Origin of the sequence: Candidatus Fukatsuia symbiotica (assembly GCF_003122425.1) — a bacterium.
In the GTDB taxonomy this organism is placed as follows: domain Bacteria; phylum Pseudomonadota; class Gammaproteobacteria; order Enterobacterales; family Enterobacteriaceae; genus Fukatsuia; species Fukatsuia symbiotica.
Genome location: NZ_CP021659.1, coordinates 1,276,067 through 1,293,478, shown reverse-complemented (window position 1 = coordinate 1,293,478; position 17,412 = coordinate 1,276,067). Strand labels below are relative to the sequence as shown.

At 44.5% G+C, this 17,412-nt stretch carries 13 protein-coding genes and 5 pseudogenes; 11 read left to right on the top strand and 7 right to left on the bottom strand.

Annotated elements, in window-relative coordinates; genetic code table 11:
• The first annotated feature begins 79 nt into the window (after positions 1 to 79).
• The gene (locus CCS41_RS06495) at positions 80 to 2,584 is read left to right on the top strand and encodes a C80 family cysteine peptidase (RefSeq protein WP_240313867.1); all 2,505 of its coding nucleotides are present in this window, start codon (positions 80 to 82) and stop codon (positions 2,582 to 2,584) included.
• A complete protein-coding gene (locus CCS41_RS06490) occupies positions 2,533 to 6,399 on the top strand; it encodes an FG-GAP-like repeat-containing protein (RefSeq protein ID WP_119797395.1) in 3,867 nt (1,288 codons plus the stop codon). Before CCS41_RS06495 ends, CCS41_RS06490 begins: the two co-directional genes overlap by 52 nt.
• Before the next feature lie 58 nt (positions 6,400 to 6,457).
• Here the strand turns inward: CCS41_RS06490 and CCS41_RS06485 are convergent, their stop codons facing one another.
• Positions 6,458 to 6,862, bottom strand: coding sequence for a hypothetical protein (locus CCS41_RS06485; protein WP_119797394.1), 405 nt, complete (start codon positions 6,860 to 6,862; stop codon positions 6,458 to 6,460).
• Between CCS41_RS06485 and CCS41_RS06480 the strand changes: the two are divergent.
• Positions 6,812 to 7,833 (top strand): annotated as a pseudogene (locus tag CCS41_RS06480) (IS630 family transposase). The gene CCS41_RS06485 and the pseudogene CCS41_RS06480 overlap by 51 nt on opposite strands.
• Positions 7,834 to 7,835: 2 nt before the next feature.
• Here the strand turns inward: CCS41_RS06480 and CCS41_RS06475 are convergent.
• Positions 7,836 to 7,976, bottom strand: coding sequence for a transposase (locus tag CCS41_RS06475; RefSeq protein WP_119797393.1), 141 nt, complete (start codon positions 7,974 to 7,976; stop codon positions 7,836 to 7,838).
• A 194-nt stretch (positions 7,977 to 8,170) separates the two neighbouring features.
• On the opposite strand from CCS41_RS06475, the pseudogene CCS41_RS06470 reads away from it, so the two are divergent.
• The 3 genes and pseudogenes from CCS41_RS06470 (at position 8,171) to CCS41_RS06460 (ending at position 10,867) form a co-directional block, all read left to right on the top strand.
• A pseudogene (locus CCS41_RS06470) lies at positions 8,171 to 8,993 on the top strand (IS5 family transposase).
• A gap of 511 nt (positions 8,994 to 9,504) precedes the next feature.
• Positions 9,505 to 10,598: pseudogene (locus CCS41_RS06465) on the top strand (ISAs1 family transposase).
• 44 nt (positions 10,599 to 10,642) lie between these two features.
• Positions 10,643 to 10,867 carry a transposase gene (locus tag CCS41_RS06460; RefSeq protein WP_162860014.1) on the top strand — a complete coding sequence of 75 codons (225 nt, stop codon included), beginning with the start codon at positions 10,643 to 10,645 and terminating at the stop codon, positions 10,865 to 10,867.
• Here the strand turns inward: CCS41_RS06460 and CCS41_RS06455 are convergent.
• Together CCS41_RS06455 and CCS41_RS06450 are read right to left on the bottom strand one after the other, a co-directional pair.
• Positions 10,852 to 11,442, bottom strand: coding sequence for a helix-turn-helix domain-containing protein (locus tag CCS41_RS06455; protein ID WP_420836489.1), 591 nt, complete (start codon positions 11,440 to 11,442; stop codon positions 10,852 to 10,854). The genes CCS41_RS06460 and CCS41_RS06455 overlap by 16 nt on opposite strands.
• A 170-nt stretch (positions 11,443 to 11,612) precedes the next feature.
• Positions 11,613 to 12,059 carry a hypothetical protein gene (locus CCS41_RS06450; RefSeq protein ID WP_119797391.1) on the bottom strand — a complete coding sequence of 149 codons (447 nt, stop codon included), beginning with the start codon at positions 12,057 to 12,059 and terminating at the stop codon, positions 11,613 to 11,615.
• 844 nt (positions 12,060 to 12,903) lie between these two features.
• Between CCS41_RS06450 and CCS41_RS06445 the strand changes: the two genes are divergently transcribed.
• The 3 genes and pseudogenes from CCS41_RS06445 to CCS41_RS06435 all read left to right on the top strand — a co-directional run bounded on the left by CCS41_RS06445 (position 12,904) and on the right by CCS41_RS06435 (position 15,154).
• A complete protein-coding gene (locus CCS41_RS06445) occupies positions 12,904 to 13,269 on the top strand; it encodes an IS630 transposase-related protein (protein WP_119797390.1) in 366 nt (121 codons plus the stop codon).
• A gap of 130 nt (positions 13,270 to 13,399) precedes the next feature.
• Positions 13,400 to 13,660 (top strand): annotated as a pseudogene (locus CCS41_RS06440) (transposase); the annotation flags it as partial.
• Positions 13,661 to 15,154, top strand: a complete 1,494-nt coding sequence (locus tag CCS41_RS06435) for an IS4 family transposase (RefSeq protein WP_119797388.1) — start codon at positions 13,661 to 13,663, stop codon at positions 15,152 to 15,154.
• Between the two features lie 59 nt (positions 15,155 to 15,213).
• Here CCS41_RS06435 and CCS41_RS17645 read toward each other — a convergent pair.
• From CCS41_RS17645 to CCS41_RS06420, 3 genes and pseudogenes are all read right to left on the bottom strand, one after another.
• Positions 15,214 to 15,264, bottom strand: a pseudogene (locus CCS41_RS17645) (hypothetical protein); the annotation flags it as partial.
• A complete protein-coding gene (locus CCS41_RS16060) occupies positions 15,264 to 15,596 on the bottom strand; it encodes a transposase (RefSeq protein ID WP_119797386.1) in 333 nt (110 codons plus the stop codon). The gene CCS41_RS16060 and the pseudogene CCS41_RS17645, both read right to left, overlap by 1 nt.
• Entirely contained in the window at positions 15,511 to 15,876 is a 366-nt protein-coding gene (locus CCS41_RS06420) for an IS630 transposase-related protein (protein ID WP_072550348.1), read from the bottom strand. The genes CCS41_RS16060 and CCS41_RS06420 overlap by 86 nt, the downstream gene beginning before the upstream one ends.
• A 365-nt stretch (positions 15,877 to 16,241) precedes the next feature.
• On the opposite strand from CCS41_RS06420, the gene CCS41_RS06415 reads away from it, so the two are divergent.
• On the top strand, positions 16,242 to 16,514 hold the full coding sequence (locus CCS41_RS06415; protein WP_240313866.1) for an IS630 transposase-related protein: 273 nt from the start codon (positions 16,242 to 16,244) through the stop codon (positions 16,512 to 16,514).
• A 91-nt stretch (positions 16,515 to 16,605) separates the two neighbouring features.
• Positions 16,606 to 16,986 carry a transposase gene (locus tag CCS41_RS06410; RefSeq protein ID WP_240313865.1) on the top strand — a complete coding sequence of 127 codons (381 nt, stop codon included), beginning with the start codon at positions 16,606 to 16,608 and terminating at the stop codon, positions 16,984 to 16,986.
• Positions 16,987 to 17,412 lie beyond the last annotated feature (426 nt).

Below are 17,412 nucleotides of genomic sequence, written 5' to 3'. Positions count from 1 at the left end.
CAATAGACTCTTTGCAAAACCGTTGTTCGTTACGTGAAGAGTAGGTTTTACAAGAATTCTAATACAAAAAGGATTTAAAGTGTTGGATATCAGTGAAGTGACCCTGCAAGGTACCGAGCAGAATATTCGTGACGCTCCATCAAATGAAACTCATTCCGATCAGGCCAAACGGGATAACGTCGATGAGTGGAAAAAACCAACGGTTAACACGCTCAATCGTGGCTTCCACTCTCGGTTTGACAGCCAAATTATTCTTCAGCTTGAAGATGACCCCGTGGTCATGGAAGCTGCTGCGAGATTAGTCAGCAAACATCCTGATCGTTCAGTGCTATTTCAGCTTGATGTACAAGGCAACTACCATCTCGTTTATGGTAATCCGCGTATGCTAGCGGGTAATCTACGCTGGCAGGTGGTGGGACATGGCCACAGTGTTGAAGGCGAACTTAATCACCAAACACTCGCAGGGTACAACCCTGCTGAGTTGGCAGAAAGTATCAGGCAGTTTAGTAGCAAACTGAAAACTGTCTATGGTATCGACAGTGATCCCAATTATATCAGCCTGGTGGGATGTTCACTCACCGACTATCACCTACAAACCGGCGGCTACGCTCGGCAATTTGCGCTATCACTGGATGCGATAGGGCTCCGTGCTGATGTCGCCGCACGACGCACGGATGTCTCCATCAATAGACTCGGCCAGAAGGCCACGTTGGGCGATGACGGCGTCATGTACCATAAAATGAGTGATGACAAACTGGTATTAACCTGGAACAAACAAGATGTATTGGTCCCTGCCTCCGATCTGGCAGAACGTCTGGTGCGCGCTATCGTGCTGGTTGACAAACTCGCTTCGGGGAAGCTGAAATTCTCAGCACTGGATGAGCAGCAATACTTTGATTTGGCGGATTCTTTCCACCGGGAAGAGGGCATTTTAGACATAGAACAATTAATACTGACCACCTTTGATGATAAACATTACCAGGCATGGCGTTATGACCTCCATCAACTGCTACAACTGCAGGATTCCTACATTCAGTTGCAGGGATTCAGTGGGCAAAAAGCTCTCCATCAGAGTAAAGGCTGGAACACCAGCCAGGCAAGCAGTATCGCCGCATGGCAGCGTGTAAGTATGGAGAATCATACACCCGGCATAGCAATTCAGACCCGGGTTACTCCACAAGGACTGTTTATCGGCGATAATAGCCTTCATGCTCTTTCAGCGGCAACCGAGATAGGACTAGGTTGGCTGAATGCACGCACATTGGGAGACCCTCAAACACAAGATTTTCTCAATGCTCTGATGACACACGCCATGATTAACGAACAAAGGGCAGAGGGTGCTCTATCCGACATCGATGCTTCACAGCTTAATAATTTCCGGCAAAAATTCGCTAATTTAAGATCAATCGACCTCAGCAATCAGGACATTTTTACTCCCATAGAGGGGATTAGCTCCGACAGCGAGGGAGAGTATCTATTAAAGGGTGCGCATAATGTGCTGATGCTGTCTAGCCGTTACCAAGGACAACAGCACATCTACTCTTTGTATGATCCCTATGTTGGAGAAGTCAACATTAGCAGCACCAATGCTGAAAATAACGGGAAAGTCATAAATACGCTACTGCAAACCTATCTAGCGGGCCTGCATCACCCCCTTGATAACCAGAGAACTCGCGGACAACATTACGGCATGATACAGCAGGGAGAGCTTTTCATGTTTGAAGCCACCTACAAAATAAATATGAATAAGGCCAGACAGCACTATCCGGCATTGACGATATTCCAGACATTTCTGAGCGATTTCCACAGCGAACAACAGCAGCTAGCAGGGGCATCAAATATCACCTTAAACGGAGTCACCTTGCCGGCTCGTGTACTGAGCAAAATGGGTGCCACCCTGGCGGGTAAAGCATTTTCTCCCATGTACGGTAGCACTGAAATCACGCTCACCTCACCGTTGCAGTTTGATTCCGAGCGACTCTGTCATTACCTGAGCCAAACAGATAAAATCGCCGTCGCACAGGCTGTACTGTTTTTGAAACAGCAGCTTACTCTCCTAGAAAACGTTAATTACCTGTTGACACCCCAAAGCGATCCCGCAGCAGGGACAGTAGCAACTCGTCTGCTCAATGAAATTAATCAGCAAGTAGAAGGAGCTCAGATTAAGCCGGCGCTGTGGTCAGAACTGCAAAAAATACCCCGTCGCTGGCGGCGAGTGACACAATTCAACAATCGTGTTGGTACTGGGCTGCAGGGATACGGCTATCTACGCGGGTTTTATGATCTGAAAAAATATCGTGAAATGCTTAAAGGTGATGTGTTGACCCAACAACAAAAGGATGATTTGGCGTTTGAAGAAAAGCTAGCCATAGCGTCTTTTTCCTCCAATTTCGCCATTGATATAGCTCAATACGGCCTTGGTAGACTGGGATATTCTCTCGCTAATACAGCGATCTCTGGCTCACGTCTCGGTCAAATAGGCACCAGTGCCGGTTTTAAGATGGTAAGATTTGGTGGACCATTGTTAGGGGGATGTCCAGCGGTTTTGATCTCTACCAGGCTACTCGGTCGTTTAAGGCGTTAGACACCACCTCAGATCTTAAAATTCAACAAGATCTGATGGTGAATGGTTCGCTCTCACTGATGGGCGCAGCCGTTGGCATTGGTACCGCTATTTCCTTTGCCTTAGGTGGCACCGCGGCCACAGTGGCAGGCCCCGTTGGTTTAATCGTCGGTGCGGGGATCATATTAGGAGGTGAAATCTATTCTTCTGTTCGCCAGATAGAAAATATTGGGCAATATGTGCATTTAACACCCATGGAAACACTACATAATGGCTGGCGGGTATTCACTGGGCAGGGAGCAGATCCCGAGATAGAAAATCGGGTCGCATATATAAAAACAAGAGAAACGGTTCGCCAGCAATATAGTCGCCTACTAGTAGAACAATCCCAGAAAATCCTGCAGTCTAACGGACAAATTAATATCCTTTATACCAGTCTCGGTGAGGTTGAAGTGGAAGGGCATCCCTATAAAAAAATAGTGGCTAAAGATCTGGCTGGCAGAGAGCACGTGATACGGGATCACATTCTGCCCAGTGAAGATATTCAGGCGATGATATCTCGGGCGTTGACCGAGTACTTAGGACAATATTCTCTGGGGCAGCATCCGCTCATACTTGATAAACCCCGTGTGGTTCCCAGTGAGTACCACTACTATACCCCGAAACGACTTCTACATACTGACGATACCATCAATAATAGCGAACTTAGCATTAATGTCGTTATGACAACATTTAGTGCTCAATCTCAACGGGTAGGTCAGTTCATCGATCAAGATGGTGCATCACTTAATAAACATATGGAGGCAAATTATCACAGCGTGATGGGCGATTTTAACGGTGACGGTCGACGCGATATCGGCTATTTCACTGCGCAGCGCCTTTATCTGTTACTGAGCAATATCAACGGCAGTTATACGGAGGCACCGCCCATTGATTACAACTCGGGAGAGGTGCCTACAACAGCCCGCTATCTGATAGGCGATATTAACAATGATGATCGGGATGACATCATACTCATTATGGATGATGAAGAGCGTATCGATATTTTGTTCATACAGGAGGGTGGTGGTTTTGTCAGGCAGCACATTGCAATACAAGATGAAGGTGAAATACGGGTGTCAGCTCCATTACAAGCAACACCTGTGTTAGCGGATATTAATGGTGATGGCTATGCCGATTGGGTATCATTTACTCGTTCTGATGTTAACATTAATTATGGTGGATCGGAGGGAACTTTTAGTACGGGGATCTCTGCATCATTAGCGGCGTTACACAAAGGCGATGCGTCACAATATATCCATCATATGACAGGGGATATCGATGGTGATAGCTGTGATGACATCGTTTCACTGACTAAAAACGGGCGTTTACATATCCTATTAGGAGTCAACAAAAACCAGCGCCGGGTGCCGTTTAAAAAGGGATCGGAGCAATCCTATGCCTCAGTGACTGCACTACTGGCTGACTTTAATCCCGAGCAAATACAGCTTGCAGATATAGATGGTGACGGTCGTGCTGATTTGGTCGTGATCCAGAATGACGGACGCTATACCCTCTGCCACGGAAGACAAAATGGCCGCTTTGGCCCCGTGACCGATGATACACAGCGTGAAGAAAGGGGTCAGCGGGTGGCTTATCGCCCCAATCGACTGGCCGTACGGGGTGAGCAACAAATCTTAGGAATCACCCTGGATAGGGACGACAAGCCAGCCTTATTTTCACTCAATCAGGCCGGCATTGTGTTCACCCATACGTTGAGCGCTATTCCGATACAAGAGACCATCACAGATGTGAGACTGGGTGGCGGCAATGATGTCGTAAAGGGCAATCAGGATCAAAAATATAGCTTTGAAATGGAAGAAGGAACCAAAAACTTTAGCGGTGGCCGCTATGCCGATCGCTTTTTGTTGATGGGTAAACCTGCACCCCATCAACCCAGTGTGCTTGACGGCGGAGAAGATCCGACGTCCACTGACCAGCATGATACCGTGATTGCTGTCGCCAGACCGGCGGAAAATGATGGGTATATCATCAACCTCAATACTGGCACAGTCAGTTATACATCCAACCATAAAAAAATCATTGCCAATTTACTACATATTGAACATGCACAGGGGCATAGTGAAACCAATGATATATTGCGGGGCAATGAGGATGATAATCTTCTGAACGGTGTAGGTGGAAAAGATTCACTATTCGGCGAGGGCGGTAATGACATTCTAATGCTGCAGGCGGGCATTGCCCTTGGAGGAACAGGGACAGACAGCTACCGTATTTTGCAAAATAACCGCCCTGAAAATGCGATGGTAACGGTATTCGAGGCCCCCGATACGCAGGAGATCAGCAATGTCCTGCTAGATTACACAGCAGAACAAATCGTCTCTGTTTCTCATAAAGAGGGTTTTGTCCTGCTCACATTGCGCAATGATAACAGTACCCTCACCACGCTAGGATTGTATGGTATGTACAGTGATCCCAAGGAGGATCCTCTAACTCACCAACCTGGTGCCTATCATACTCTAGCTGATAAACCGTTTTCTTCTAACGCTTTCACTGACAAATCTGCTCGTAAAAAAAGATCACGGCAACATAATTTTCTTTTGTATACCCGTGATGGCTTCATGATAAGCGGGTGGCCACAACAACTCATGCCTCCCTCCGACGACAGTGAACCGTTACTACCCCGTCTAGCCGCACGGTATAAACCTGAATGGGATCGAAATTGGCAGAAATTAACCCAAAGATCAAAACCAGCAGACATACAAGTTCATTTGTCTACCCAAAATGAACAAGGAAAAATCACCATTAATATTGCCGGACGTGAGGTAAGAGCCAATCTGTTGCCAAGCTTTATGCAACTGATTATCGCCGAAACCCCGTTTAACGATAGACTCGAAGGAGATGATACCAATAATCGGTTACAGAGTGCGCAAGGCAACGATATTCTGATAGGGAAAGGAGGTTCAGATCACTATGTTATTGAGCATAAAAAGCCGGGTCGTCAAATTACTATCAATAATTATGATGATACAATCGGGGATCTGTTACCTCAGGACACGTTGGCATTACCACTATCGATTAAAGATATCCATCTGCAACAGGAAGCTAACGACATTATTCTTAGCTATCGTGACATGCCAACATTATATCCTACGGTGCGTATTACTAATTTTATGCAGGACGTGCGTTACCGTCATATCAGTGTACAAGACGAAAACGATACCCTTCTACCGTTAGTCCGCAACAACGCAGGGAATCTATCGTTAGGGCGATTGGAGATCACTGCAGGTGATGACGTTGCCATTGTGTACCATGAAAGTGCGCTGCTCAACGCACTGGTTAATGATCAGTTAAATTTATTGGCTGGCGATGACATCTTCATCGACCTTACCAATAACAGCAACTACACCCTGATCGGAGGTAAAGGTAACGATACGCTGTTAGGGGGTGGCGGAGACAATACCTATTTGATAGCACAGGATGACGGTCACGATATTATTGAAGAAAGAGGGGGACACAATAGCCTCAAATTTACCTCGGCGAATATCAACAAAAAAACACTGTGGTTAAAACAACAGAATAATGATTTGATAATACTGATTAACGGGGCAAATAACAGTGTGACGATCAAAAATTATTATGATCAATCTGAGTCGAAAATAGACAAAATAGAAGCCGGAGGATTTCAGTTAGCAGGCAGCAACATTGATCAAATGGTTTTAGCGATGTCTATTTTTTCTTCTGCAAATAGCCATTATCTACAGAGTCTTTTCTCGTGGCACCATGAAGAGCTGCAAAACAAATTTAACACACTGTGGAGAGAAGCGGTACATTGAAACTTCTTGTAAACTCGAGTTCAAACGTGTTAGGGCTTGTTCTAAATCTTCTCTTGCCTTATAGCCCTCTCTGTAAGAAGGCGTTTTCCTTCCATGCTGCAAGGCGAGCATGGTGATTAACAGCCAGTAACCGCTCTTTGACAGCGTGATCATTGTCACTCACTAAATGATATGAAACCTGTGGTTTGAGTTTACTACGCCCAAGCTGTGCCAGCACTTGATCAGCACGGAAAACCTCCCAACCACGCTCATCCCATCCTATCTTGCCAATGCCCATCATCTCATTTTTAAAGGGATGATTAAAAAGTTTCTGTAACGCCAATGCCGCTAGCCTTGATGTTTCTAGTGGTTTTATACCCGTGATCAATGAAGATGCTTGATTTTGAAGTCGATAAGGATCATGCTCATAGCCATGAAAATAGAGCTGACTGCTGACCAGAAAATTACCCTCGAAGCCCAACATCGTCAAAGCCATGACCGCCGTGTCTGTGACAGGATCCGGTGTGTTTTGTTGTCCGCAGACGGCTGGACTCCCCCTATGATTGCTCACTCACAGCTCATTAATGAAACCACGGTGCGGCGCCACCTTACAGACTATCATAAACTCAACAAGCTCAAGCCTGAAAATGGCGGCTCCGATGGCTATCTCAATGCGGAACAGACCACGTCGCTGGTTGAACATCTCACCCAGCAGCTCTACCACCACAATCACCAAATTGTGGCGTATATCGCTGGACGCTGGAACATCACCTTTACCGTATCAGGTCTGTATAAAGGGTTGAAGCAGCATGGCTTTAGCTATAAAAAGCCGAAAGGTGTTCCGCATAAATTTGCCGTTGAGAAACAGCAGCAATTTATAAAGACCTACAGCGAATTGAAAGACGCCGCGGGTAATGACCCCATACTGTTTATTGATGCCGTTCATCCGACACAAGCCACCAAAATAAGCTACGGCTGGATACGAAAAGGCCAGGATAAAACGATAGAGACCACCGGGAGCAGAACGCGGTTGAATATCATGGGAGCCTTGAACATCCAGAATGTGGCTAACCCCATAATCCGTGATGATGAGACGATTAACAGCGAAAATGTGGTTCACTTCCTGTCTGCCATTCGCGCGCATTATCCCATCACGACAACGGCACATGTGATCCTCGAGGGTGCAGCTATCACCGTTCACAGCTTGTGCAAGACGCCGCGCTTACGTTGAATATCCAGCTTCATTACCTTCCGCCGTATAGCCCGAATCTAAACCCGATAGAGCGATTGTGGAAGGTGATGAATGAGCAAACACGAAACAATAGATATTACCCATCTAAACAGAGTTTTAAGAACGATATCTTAAACTTCTTTGAGGTGAAGCTACCACAAATGGCAAGTTCTCTGGTATCTCGCTTAAACGATAATTTCCAGGCGCTAAATCCTGCATCTTGATTTCACTTGGGTATAACCCAGTGTCGTAACGCACTTTTGCTAACACCCATGGCCGTACTCGCTTGGGAAATAGTGTAATTTTGCTCAATCACTAAGTTAGCCACTTCATGTTTAAATTCTGGCGTAAATTTCTGGGGAGACATCTTCTTTATACCTTAATCTATTCACTAGACCTCTTCGGAAACTATAGCAGGCGCCATGTAACGTGATCACTTTTGTTAATAAATATTAATTAATATCAATATGTTATTTCTAATTTTCATAATCAACTGATACGGCGCCTGCTATAGCATTCATGTAGGAATGTTGTTAAAAATCTCCTGAACAAGGAGCCCCCATGAAATATGAACAAATAAAGGTATTGGAAGAGGAAAAATTTCGGCGCTTAACCGGAGTTAAACGCAGTACATTTGAAAAGGTGATAAAGATATTGAATGAAGCAGATAAATGTAAGCAAGGGAAAGGAGGTCGGAAACCCAAGCTGGGTTTAGAAGATCGCTTATTAATGGCCCTTGAGTATCTACGGGAATATCGCACTTATTTTCATGTTAGCCGAAGCGATGGGGTGAGTGAGAGCACCTGCTATGAAACGATTAAATGGATAGAAAATACGCTAATAAAGCATCCTGATTTTGCACTCCCTGGACGCAAAGCTTTATTAAAAAGTGATAGGGAGTATGAGCTCGTTCTTATTGATGCCACAGAAACGCCGATTGAACGTCCCCAAAAAAACAAAAGCAGTTTTACTCAGGAAAAAAGAAACGACCCACCTTAAAAACCCAAGTGATCGTCGATAAAAAAGCAAAGCAGTCATCTGTACAAGCTTTACTCATGGGAGGCGTCATGATTTTAGGTTGTTCAAAGAGTCTGGCGTGCGAATACATCCTGAAATCAAAACAGTGACAGATACAGGTTACCAAGGGCTTGGCAAGATCCATTCAAACTCGGCGTTGTCTAAGAAAAAGACAAAGAAAAATCCCTTAACAAAAGAAGATAAACGCAACAATCGTGAGTTATCAAGCCAGCGTGTATTAAACGAAAATGTCATTGGTATGATTAAACGATTTAAAATCGTATCAGATCGTTATCGAAACAGGCGAAAACGTTTTGGATTACGATTTAATCTGATTGCAGCAATTTATAACATGGAAATTAGATAAATCAGAGTTTCCGAAGAGGTCTACTATCTCTTCACTAAAATTTTTCCCTTCTTTAGTGTCCAAATTTATTAGGCCAGAATAGTGCCAGAAAGCCATTTGGCAGGCACTGAAAAACCTGGGCGTCACCTATAAAAAAAACCCTGCGTCATCCCAAGGCAGACGAAGAGACACGGCGCGCCTTCCAGGACACGATAGCCTGCTATAAAAAGCAGGGAAAACCGGTCGTTTATCTGGATGAAAGCGGTTTCGCACACGATAGGCCACGAACCCACGGTTATGCTGCACGAGGTCAACGCTGTTGGGGTACCCAGGATTGACAGGCCAAGGGCCGAACAAATGTCATTGGCGCGTTACTGGGAACCGTCCTGATGACGGTCGGATTATTTTTTTGTTCCATTAACAGTGATGTTTTTTACGCCTGGGTTACCCAGCAGGGCGGGATCCCACTTTAATGTGAACTAATAATAGGCAGTAAGATCATAATATTATGTATCCTAAAGAATATGTAATCATGAGTATTTTAAAGCAATTAGCCCTGATCCCTGACCCGCGTAAAGATATTAATATCAAACATCACCTGCTCGATGTTATTTTCCTGTTTTTTGCCGCCGTGTTAAGTGGGGCCTCGGGATGGAAATCCATCCAGGATTTTGGCGAAGCTCAGCTCGATTGGCTAAAAAAATATGGCTCTTATCATGGTGGGAGCCCACGTCGTCATTGTATTGCTAAAATCATCAATGCATTAGATACAAATTTGCTGATTCAATCCTTGTTTTTATGGATTAACGAACGACGCCAACGAGCCGGTAAGACGTTGCTCGCCATCGACGGTAAAACCTTGCGGAGAACCTGGTCTGAAGAGATTTGCACTGCGCTGCATGTGGTGAGTGCCTATGATGTTGATGCTGGTATTACGCTTTATCAAAAAGCGGCGAACAATAAGGGAAAAGAAGGAGAATTAGCCCGTCAGAGCATTGACGCGTTAGCGCTGGATAATGCATTGTGACGCTCGATTCATTGCATTGCGAAACCTCAACTTTATCACTTATCACGCAACGTAAAGGCAATTTTGTGGTGCAGCTTAAAGCGACTCAAAAGAAGCTGTTTGAACAGGTAAAACAGCAATTTGCTTTTGCCTATGATAGCGATAAATTGCACGAATATACGCAGACTAATCAGGGGCATGGCCGGATAGAAAAACGTACGGTTATGCAAATTAATGCGGAATTACCCAATGAATTAAAAGCGAAATGGCCTACCATTCGTACTTTCATTGAGGTCGCTAGTGAACGAACAAAAAATAATGTCACCCACTGTCGGTCACGTTGGTATGTCAGCTCATTACCGCTGAATGCAGAACAAGCGGCACAGGCAATTCGGCTGCATTGGGGGATAGAAAATCAACTTCACTGGGTATTGGATGTGGTGTTTAGAGAAGATGAACTCTTGATAAAAGCTCCGGATGGAGCAGCCCATGTCGCTCTTTTCAATCGCGTCGCGTTGGGTGTGATTAAACAGCACAAAGGTAAACAAGATAGTATTGCCAGTAAACGTAGACGTGCCGCCTGGTCAGCCGATTTTCGTAGTAAACTTATTTTTGGTTAAAAAATCAGCAAAGTGGAATCCCGCCCTGGGTTACCCAGCGCCTTTTGCCTACTCTTCCTCCTCATTGTGTCATCGTGATGGATAACGCCAGTTTCCACAAACGTCTCGACATTCAGCAGGCTATCAGTAAAGCCGGGTATCAGATTGAATATTTCCCTCCCTACTCACCTGATCTCAATTCCATTGAACATAAATGGGCACAAGCCAAAAGCAAAAGAAGGGACTTAAATTGCAGCCTTGACGCCTTATTCTCTCAATATAGTGTATAATCATTATTATGTCGTTCATCTATATCGAACAGGAGCTGCTGGGATACACCCCAAAAATAATCCAGTACAGCTTCAGTACCATGTAACCCATCTTCTTGTCGCTCATGTTGGCTAAACAGAACATCAGTTGCCCTGCTATATCCCAGGGTCGCGACCAACGCTTTGAGCTTCTTTTTTCCCCTTCGAATGGTCGTAAAGTCTACCTGCAACTGTTTGCCGGCGGGTGTTTCAAAGCGTTGTACAGGTTCCTCCGTTTTGGTTTTAAACTGCCAAATATAATTTCTCAGGATACCGTCTTTTCCCCCATAGCCTCGTGCTTGAAGTTCGCGAAATAACACAGTGGCAGGGATCCAGTCAGGTTTTGCTGCTTTAATCCGTTCGAGTAAATAAAATTTAAAGGGATCCAGTTTTGATAACGGTGTAGTACGCTGGCTGTAACGGGGTGTTTTGGCGATATTCCGTAAATAACGGCGTACCGTATTGCGTGATAGGTGAAGCTGTTTAGCGATTGCTCGAATACTCATCCCTTGTCGATGTAACACGTGAATTTCCACTAGTAGCTCCTGAGTTAACACTTTATTTACACCGCCAATTTTTATGTTAAAAAAGCGGTAATTTTTCCTCAGGTGGGTCAATTTTCAATTGTCATTAGTGGGTCAGTTTTACATTGCTGGTAACAATTCTCTTATTTTTTATCAAGTTATAGCGAGTCTGCCATATCTACATATGACTCTTGTACCAGATCTTAAAATTTTGAGAAGAGATCTTTTTCAAATAAAGTAAGTATATTAGGTATAATTGTTCGAATTTCTTTTTTTTTATTATCCGGATACCAGTAGATTTTTTCTTCTATTATTAGTCTTGCATTATGGTAAGCAGTAAGACTTTTCGTTTTATGATGATCATATAAGAGGTTGAATAGTTCCCCTTCTTTCTCCCCATTTTTTAATTTGGAAAGTTGTTTTTCAACTTCAGGTGTTTTTAGATAATGCTTGATAAATACCTCTGGATCAATCTCTTTAAATTTAATCCCTACCACTGTGCTTTTGTTTAAATTTTGTTGTTTAGTACGATTACATATATCATATGAACCTCTAACACCTCTAAAGGCAGCGCTCATTGCAGAAAAAAATGTATTTTTACAACGGGTTAATTGCTGTAATGAGCCAGAAGATAATACGCTGATACCCATAATCACCTCGTTATTGTCGTAATATTTCTAAATAAATAATGTTATGTATAGAATTTATATTTTGTATTAAACTGCAGCATGTTTTCATTAAAAACGGCTCGGAATGCGTTGAGTACCTGTAATGAGCATGGTTCACAACTGAGTGAGAATCAACCCCTATTCAGATTATTTATCGACATTCGTGGAGTAGCGTAAAGTGTTCTGGTCAAATAATTTTGGACACAAATTCAGGAGTTTTATGCCGCTTAATGTTCTTTCATCAGTGGCATTTGGTAATCATTAACACTATATAGCCTGACTTGATTGTAATATCACGCCCCACAGGCTCCCCTTCCTGTTTAAGTGCTGCCGATAACACACGGGACCCTGCCGATTCTCGACTAGCCTGATGGCGTTCAATTAACTTACTACATCAACTGTGTTTTAGCACCCGTTACCCGGACAGATGCCGTCTTGCCCACCATGATGTAAGTGCTATTTTTGCATCGAGGGACATGCCCGCTTTCAACACACCATACGCCAATTGGAATAATTTTCGCATTGCCGCGCAGACGCCTATTTTACCCCCTTTATGGTGTGATACGAGCCATTACCACTGCACTTTCACTATCGAGTAAATTAACGATAAAACTCTGTGGTGAACGGTGACGAATCTGCTCTATAGCTATACGTTTTAAGTTTGATTACAATGTAAAAAATAATCCAAACGAGCTAAAGATGAATTATTCAGTTGATTTTCGGCGAAAAATCCTCAGTGTTCGAGAGCAGGAAGGTCTGAGCATATAGCGTAACGTATTAATTTTGATTACAATGTATAGCTAAATTATTTAACAGGGAGTTAGCGATGAGCCACTCTGTCGATTTTCGCCGTAAAGTTCTGGGTATTCGAGAGCAAGAAAACTTGAGTATCAGAGAGACCGCTAAACGCTTCCACATTGGTTCAGCTTCCGTTACCCGCTGGCTCAGTCGTATCGAGGTTAAACCTTCTTCCCCCCGTCGGCGTAAGCTTGATAAAGTGGCGTTAGCTAAAGATGTTGCACTTTATCCCGATGCTTACCAACGGGAACGGGCGGTGCGCTTTCAGGTGTGCCAGAAAGCCATTTGGCAGGCACTGAAAAACCTGGGCGTCACCTATAAAAAAAACCCTGCGTCATCCCAAGGCAGACGAAGAGACACGGCGCGCCTTCCAGGACACGATAGCCTGCTATAAAAAGCAGGGAAAACCGGTCGTTTATCTGGATGAAAGCGGTTTCGCACACGATATGCCACGAACCCACGGTTATGCTGCACAAGGTCAACGCTGTTGGGGTACCCAGGATTGACAGGCTAAGGGCCGGACAAATGTCATTGGCGCGTTATTGGGAACCGTCCTGATGGCGGTCGGATTATTTTTTTGTTCCATTAACAGTGATGTTTTTTACGCCTGGGTTACCCAGCGCCTTTTGCCTACTCGTCCTCCTCATTGTGTCATCGTGATGGATAACGCCAGTTTCCACAAACGTCTCGACATTCAGCAGGCTATCAGTAAAGCCGGGCATTGGATTGAATATCTCCCTCCCTACTCACCTGCTCTCAATCCTCACTTTTACCCACAACGTTGAATGAAAAATGATTCAGGTGAAATTGGATTATTGGTAGAGTCAATAGTTAAATCAGGAAACAGGCACATGAAAACAGTAACGGGTAATGGGAATGAGTGGATCCGGGGAGAATTTCATCAAATTGATTTCGGAGATAAACGCCTTAAAGAGCGTTTTTTTGAAACAGCAGGTTTATTATCATCAAAAGCGTCAGGTTCAATTCACCCAAGCTGTCATGGTTCCTGGTCACAGGCCAAAGGGGCTTATCGATTTTTTAGCAATGAGAGAGTGAGCGAGAGCGCGCTATTCCGTACACATTGTGTGCAAACACAAAAACGTCTGGAGGGGCATTCACTGGTTTTTTCTCTTCAGGACACATCAGAGTTGAACTTTGACTCACATAAAAAGACAGAGGGGTTGGGAAGTATATCTAAAGCCTATCACAAACATAAAATGGGGTTGATGCTTCATGCAAGTTTGATGGTAACTCAGGAGGGCTTGCCGCTTGGGTTATCCTCGCTTAAATGCTGGTCACGTGTTTCCCGAGAGGAAACGCCTCAGGAAAAACAGCGGCGGCTTTATCAATCGACAATGAAAGAGAAAGAAAGTATTAAGTGGATAGAGACCCTCTACGAGACAGCGGCGCTGATACCCAAAGATACCTGCTTAATCACGCTGGGAGACAGAGAAGCGGATATTTTCGAACTTTTTCGGGTTGCAAGCTCACTAAAAACATTTTTTATTATCCGCAACCGGAAAGACAGAAAATTTATCGATGAAAAGGGGAAAAAAACAACGGTGCAAACCGCCTTGTCAAAGACGCCGATTTTAAAAACCATAGCACTCACCCTGCCCAAAAATCAGCAAAGGGTAGCAAGAACGGCTTATGTGGATATTCGCTCCATTTCAGGCTGGCTCCCCATTAGAAATAATCTAGTTTATGGGCCTACCAATAAAGACGCTTCACGGCATATCCATGAAAAGGTTCACGTATCTGCCATCAGTGTTAAAGAACAGCCTCCTCCAGAAGGAGTAGCGCCTGTCGAATGGGTATTATTGACCAATTTGACGGCCACTGACGCCTTTGAAGCAGAAGAGAAAGTGAATTGGTATAGACTGAGATGGAAGATAGAAGAGTTCTTCAAAACACTGAAATCAGGATGTTGTGTTGAACAATGTCGTTTAAATACGGCAACCAAACTAACGAAAATGATCACCCTCAAAAGCATTATCGCCTTCAAACTGATGTATATGACCAAAATGGCAGCGTTGTGTCCTGAGGCTACCTGCACCGATGTGTTGTCAAAGATAGAATGGCAAACGCTGTATTGCAGAATACAGACAACAAGCCGCCTTCCCGAGCATCCCCCCACAGTGCTTCAGGCAATAACATGGCTGGGTCAATTGGGAGGATTTCTTAACCGACGTGCCGAGGGTTTACCGGGAATAGGGTATGAGATCCTGCAAGAAAATGTGAGATTGTTCATTATTCTTAATAACAAAAATTGTGGGTAAAAGTGAGGATTGAGAGCAGGTGAGTAGGGAGTGAGATATTCAATCCGATGCCCGGCTTTACTGATAGCCTGCTGAATGTCGAGACGTTTGTGGAAACTGGCGTTATCCATCACGATGACACAATAAGGCGCTGGGTAACCCAGGCGTAAAAAACATCACTGTTAATGGAACAAAAAAATAATCCGACCGCCATCAGGACGGTTCCCAGTAACGCGCCAATGACATTTGTCCGGCCCTTAGCCTGCCAATCCTGGGTACCCCAACAGCGTTGACCTCGTGCAGCATAACCGTGGGTTCGTGGCCTATCGTGTGCGAAACCGCTTTCATCCAGATAAACGACCGGTTTTCCCTGCTTTTTATAGCAGGCTATCGTGTCCTGGAAGGCGCGCCGTGTCTCTTCGTCTGCCTTGGGATGACGCAGGGTTTTTTTTATAGGTGACACCCAGGTTTTTCAGTGCCTGCCAAATGGCTTTCTGGCACACCTGAAAGCGCGCCGCCCGTTCCCGTTGGTAAGCATCGGGATAAAGTGCAACATCTTCAGCTAACGCCACTTTATCAAGCTTACGCCGACGGGGGGAAGAAGGTTTAACCTCGATACGACTGAGCCAGCGGGTAACGGAAGCTGAACCAATGTGGAAGCGTTTAGCGGTCTCTCTGATACTCAAGTTTTCTTGCTCTCGAATACCCAGAACTTTACGGCGAAAATCGACAGAGTGGCTCATCGCTAACTCCCTGTTAAATAATTTAGCTATACATTGTAATCAAAATTAATACGTTACGCTATATGAGATCCTGCAAGAAAATGTGAGATTGTTCATTATTCTTAATAACAGAAATTGTGGGTAAAAGTGAGGATTGAGGTCAGGTGAGTAAGGAGGTAAGTATTCCAGTCAATGACCGGCCTGGATAATCGTTTCCTGAATGTCCTGATATAGCATCGGCAGTATAAATTGATTTATACTGTTGTAATGAACTCTCCATTAAAGTTTCACTTTCTATAGATGACTTATCCCTTAAAATTCCGCCAACATGTGTTGACTATTAAAGAGCAAGAAAAGCTCACCTATGCCGAAACAGCCACCCGTTTTTGTGTGGGGACAGCGAGCCTAATGCGCTGGGCTGGGCTAAACGTATCGACCCTTGCCTAACTCGTGATAAACCGGCGACCAAAATAAATCGCGCCGCGTTGCTCCTTGATGTGGAAACCTATCCTGAGGCGTCTCAATACGAACGCGCTCAACGTATGGGGGTCAGTGCTCGAGGGATAGGCGATGCGTTAAAACGGGCTGGGTTTAGCTATAAAAAAAACATTTTATCATCCCAAAATCGACGTCCAAGCGCGAAAAGATTTTCAGACTAAGATACAGGCTTATGAAGCCTGTGGTACCCCGATAATTTACGTGGATGAAAGCGGTTTTTCCCATGATATGCCGCGTCTTTATGGTTATTGAGTGAAAGGTAAGCGCTGTTACGGCCAACACGATTGGCATGCCAAAGCGCGTACTAACGTCATTGGCGCCCAGCTTAACGGAAAATTAACCACGGTTTGTACCTTCGACTGCCATATCAACAGCGATATTTTTTATGCCTGGGTCACCCAAGATTTATTGCCAAAATCTCCTCCAGGGGCCGTACTTGTAATGGATAATGTCAGTTTCCATAAGCGCCAAGACATTCAGTCTGCTAGACAGAAAGCCGGCTTTATTCTGGAATATCTTCCCACTTATTCTCCTGATATGAACTCCATTGAGCACAAATGGGCTCAAGCTAAAGCCCTTCGTAGAAAGCGACAATGTGATATCGATACCTTGTTCTATGACCCTTTATTTTAAATCAATTTATACCGCCTATGCCATACTTACGGAAAGAAGCGTTGTCCATTACGATAACGCAGCGAAGTGGCAGGGCAATCGCGCTACGGATTCCATGGCCCATAGAAAGGACGGCCTGCAACAATCAATGCATGTCCAAAATCCCACTTTTTGTCTTAAATTTACCTACAGCCGTTACCTGGCTCCATTGAGGCCCAGTATAATTCTAATTCTCGCCTATCCTTTAATTTTTTCATCTTCTGTAATTGCTCCTCCCAGCTATTTTCTCTTTTCTGACAAGTATTTCCTGGTGTGCACGTTTTTCTCATCAACGGCGGCGAAAAATTGTTTTTTACCGAATTCGACGATTCTGTAGACCTATCGGGAGACGCATGGCTAATGCCAGTCAATATCATTGTGGCGATCGTCCATTTAACAGCGCTTTTT

What these genes read in the sequence shown, in the direction of transcription:
- CCS41_RS06490 (WP_119797395.1), top strand. Translation starts at nt 2,533, where the DNA reads ATGTCCAGCGGTTTTGATCTCTACCAGGCTACTCGGTCGTTTAAGGCG.
- CCS41_RS06485 (WP_119797394.1), bottom strand. Translation starts at nt 6,862, where the DNA reads ATGTTGGGCTTCGAGGGTAATTTTCTGGTCAGCAGTCAGCTCTATTTT.
- CCS41_RS06475 (WP_119797393.1), bottom strand. Translation starts at nt 7,976, where the DNA reads ATGTCTCCCCAGAAATTTACGCCAGAATTTAAACATGAAGTGGCTAAC.
- CCS41_RS06450 (WP_119797391.1), bottom strand. Translation starts at nt 12,059, where the DNA reads ATGGGTATCAGCGTATTATCTTCTGGCTCATTACAGCAATTAACCCGT.
- CCS41_RS06445 (WP_119797390.1), top strand. Translation starts at nt 12,904, where the DNA reads ATGAGCCACTCTGTCGATTTTCGCCGTAAAGTTCTGGGTATTCGAGAG.
- CCS41_RS06435 (WP_119797388.1), top strand. Translation starts at nt 13,661, where the DNA reads ATGAAAAATGATTCAGGTGAAATTGGATTATTGGTAGAGTCAATAGTT.
- CCS41_RS06420 (WP_072550348.1), bottom strand. Translation starts at nt 15,876, where the DNA reads ATGAGCCACTCTGTCGATTTTCGCCGTAAAGTTCTGGGTATTCGAGAG.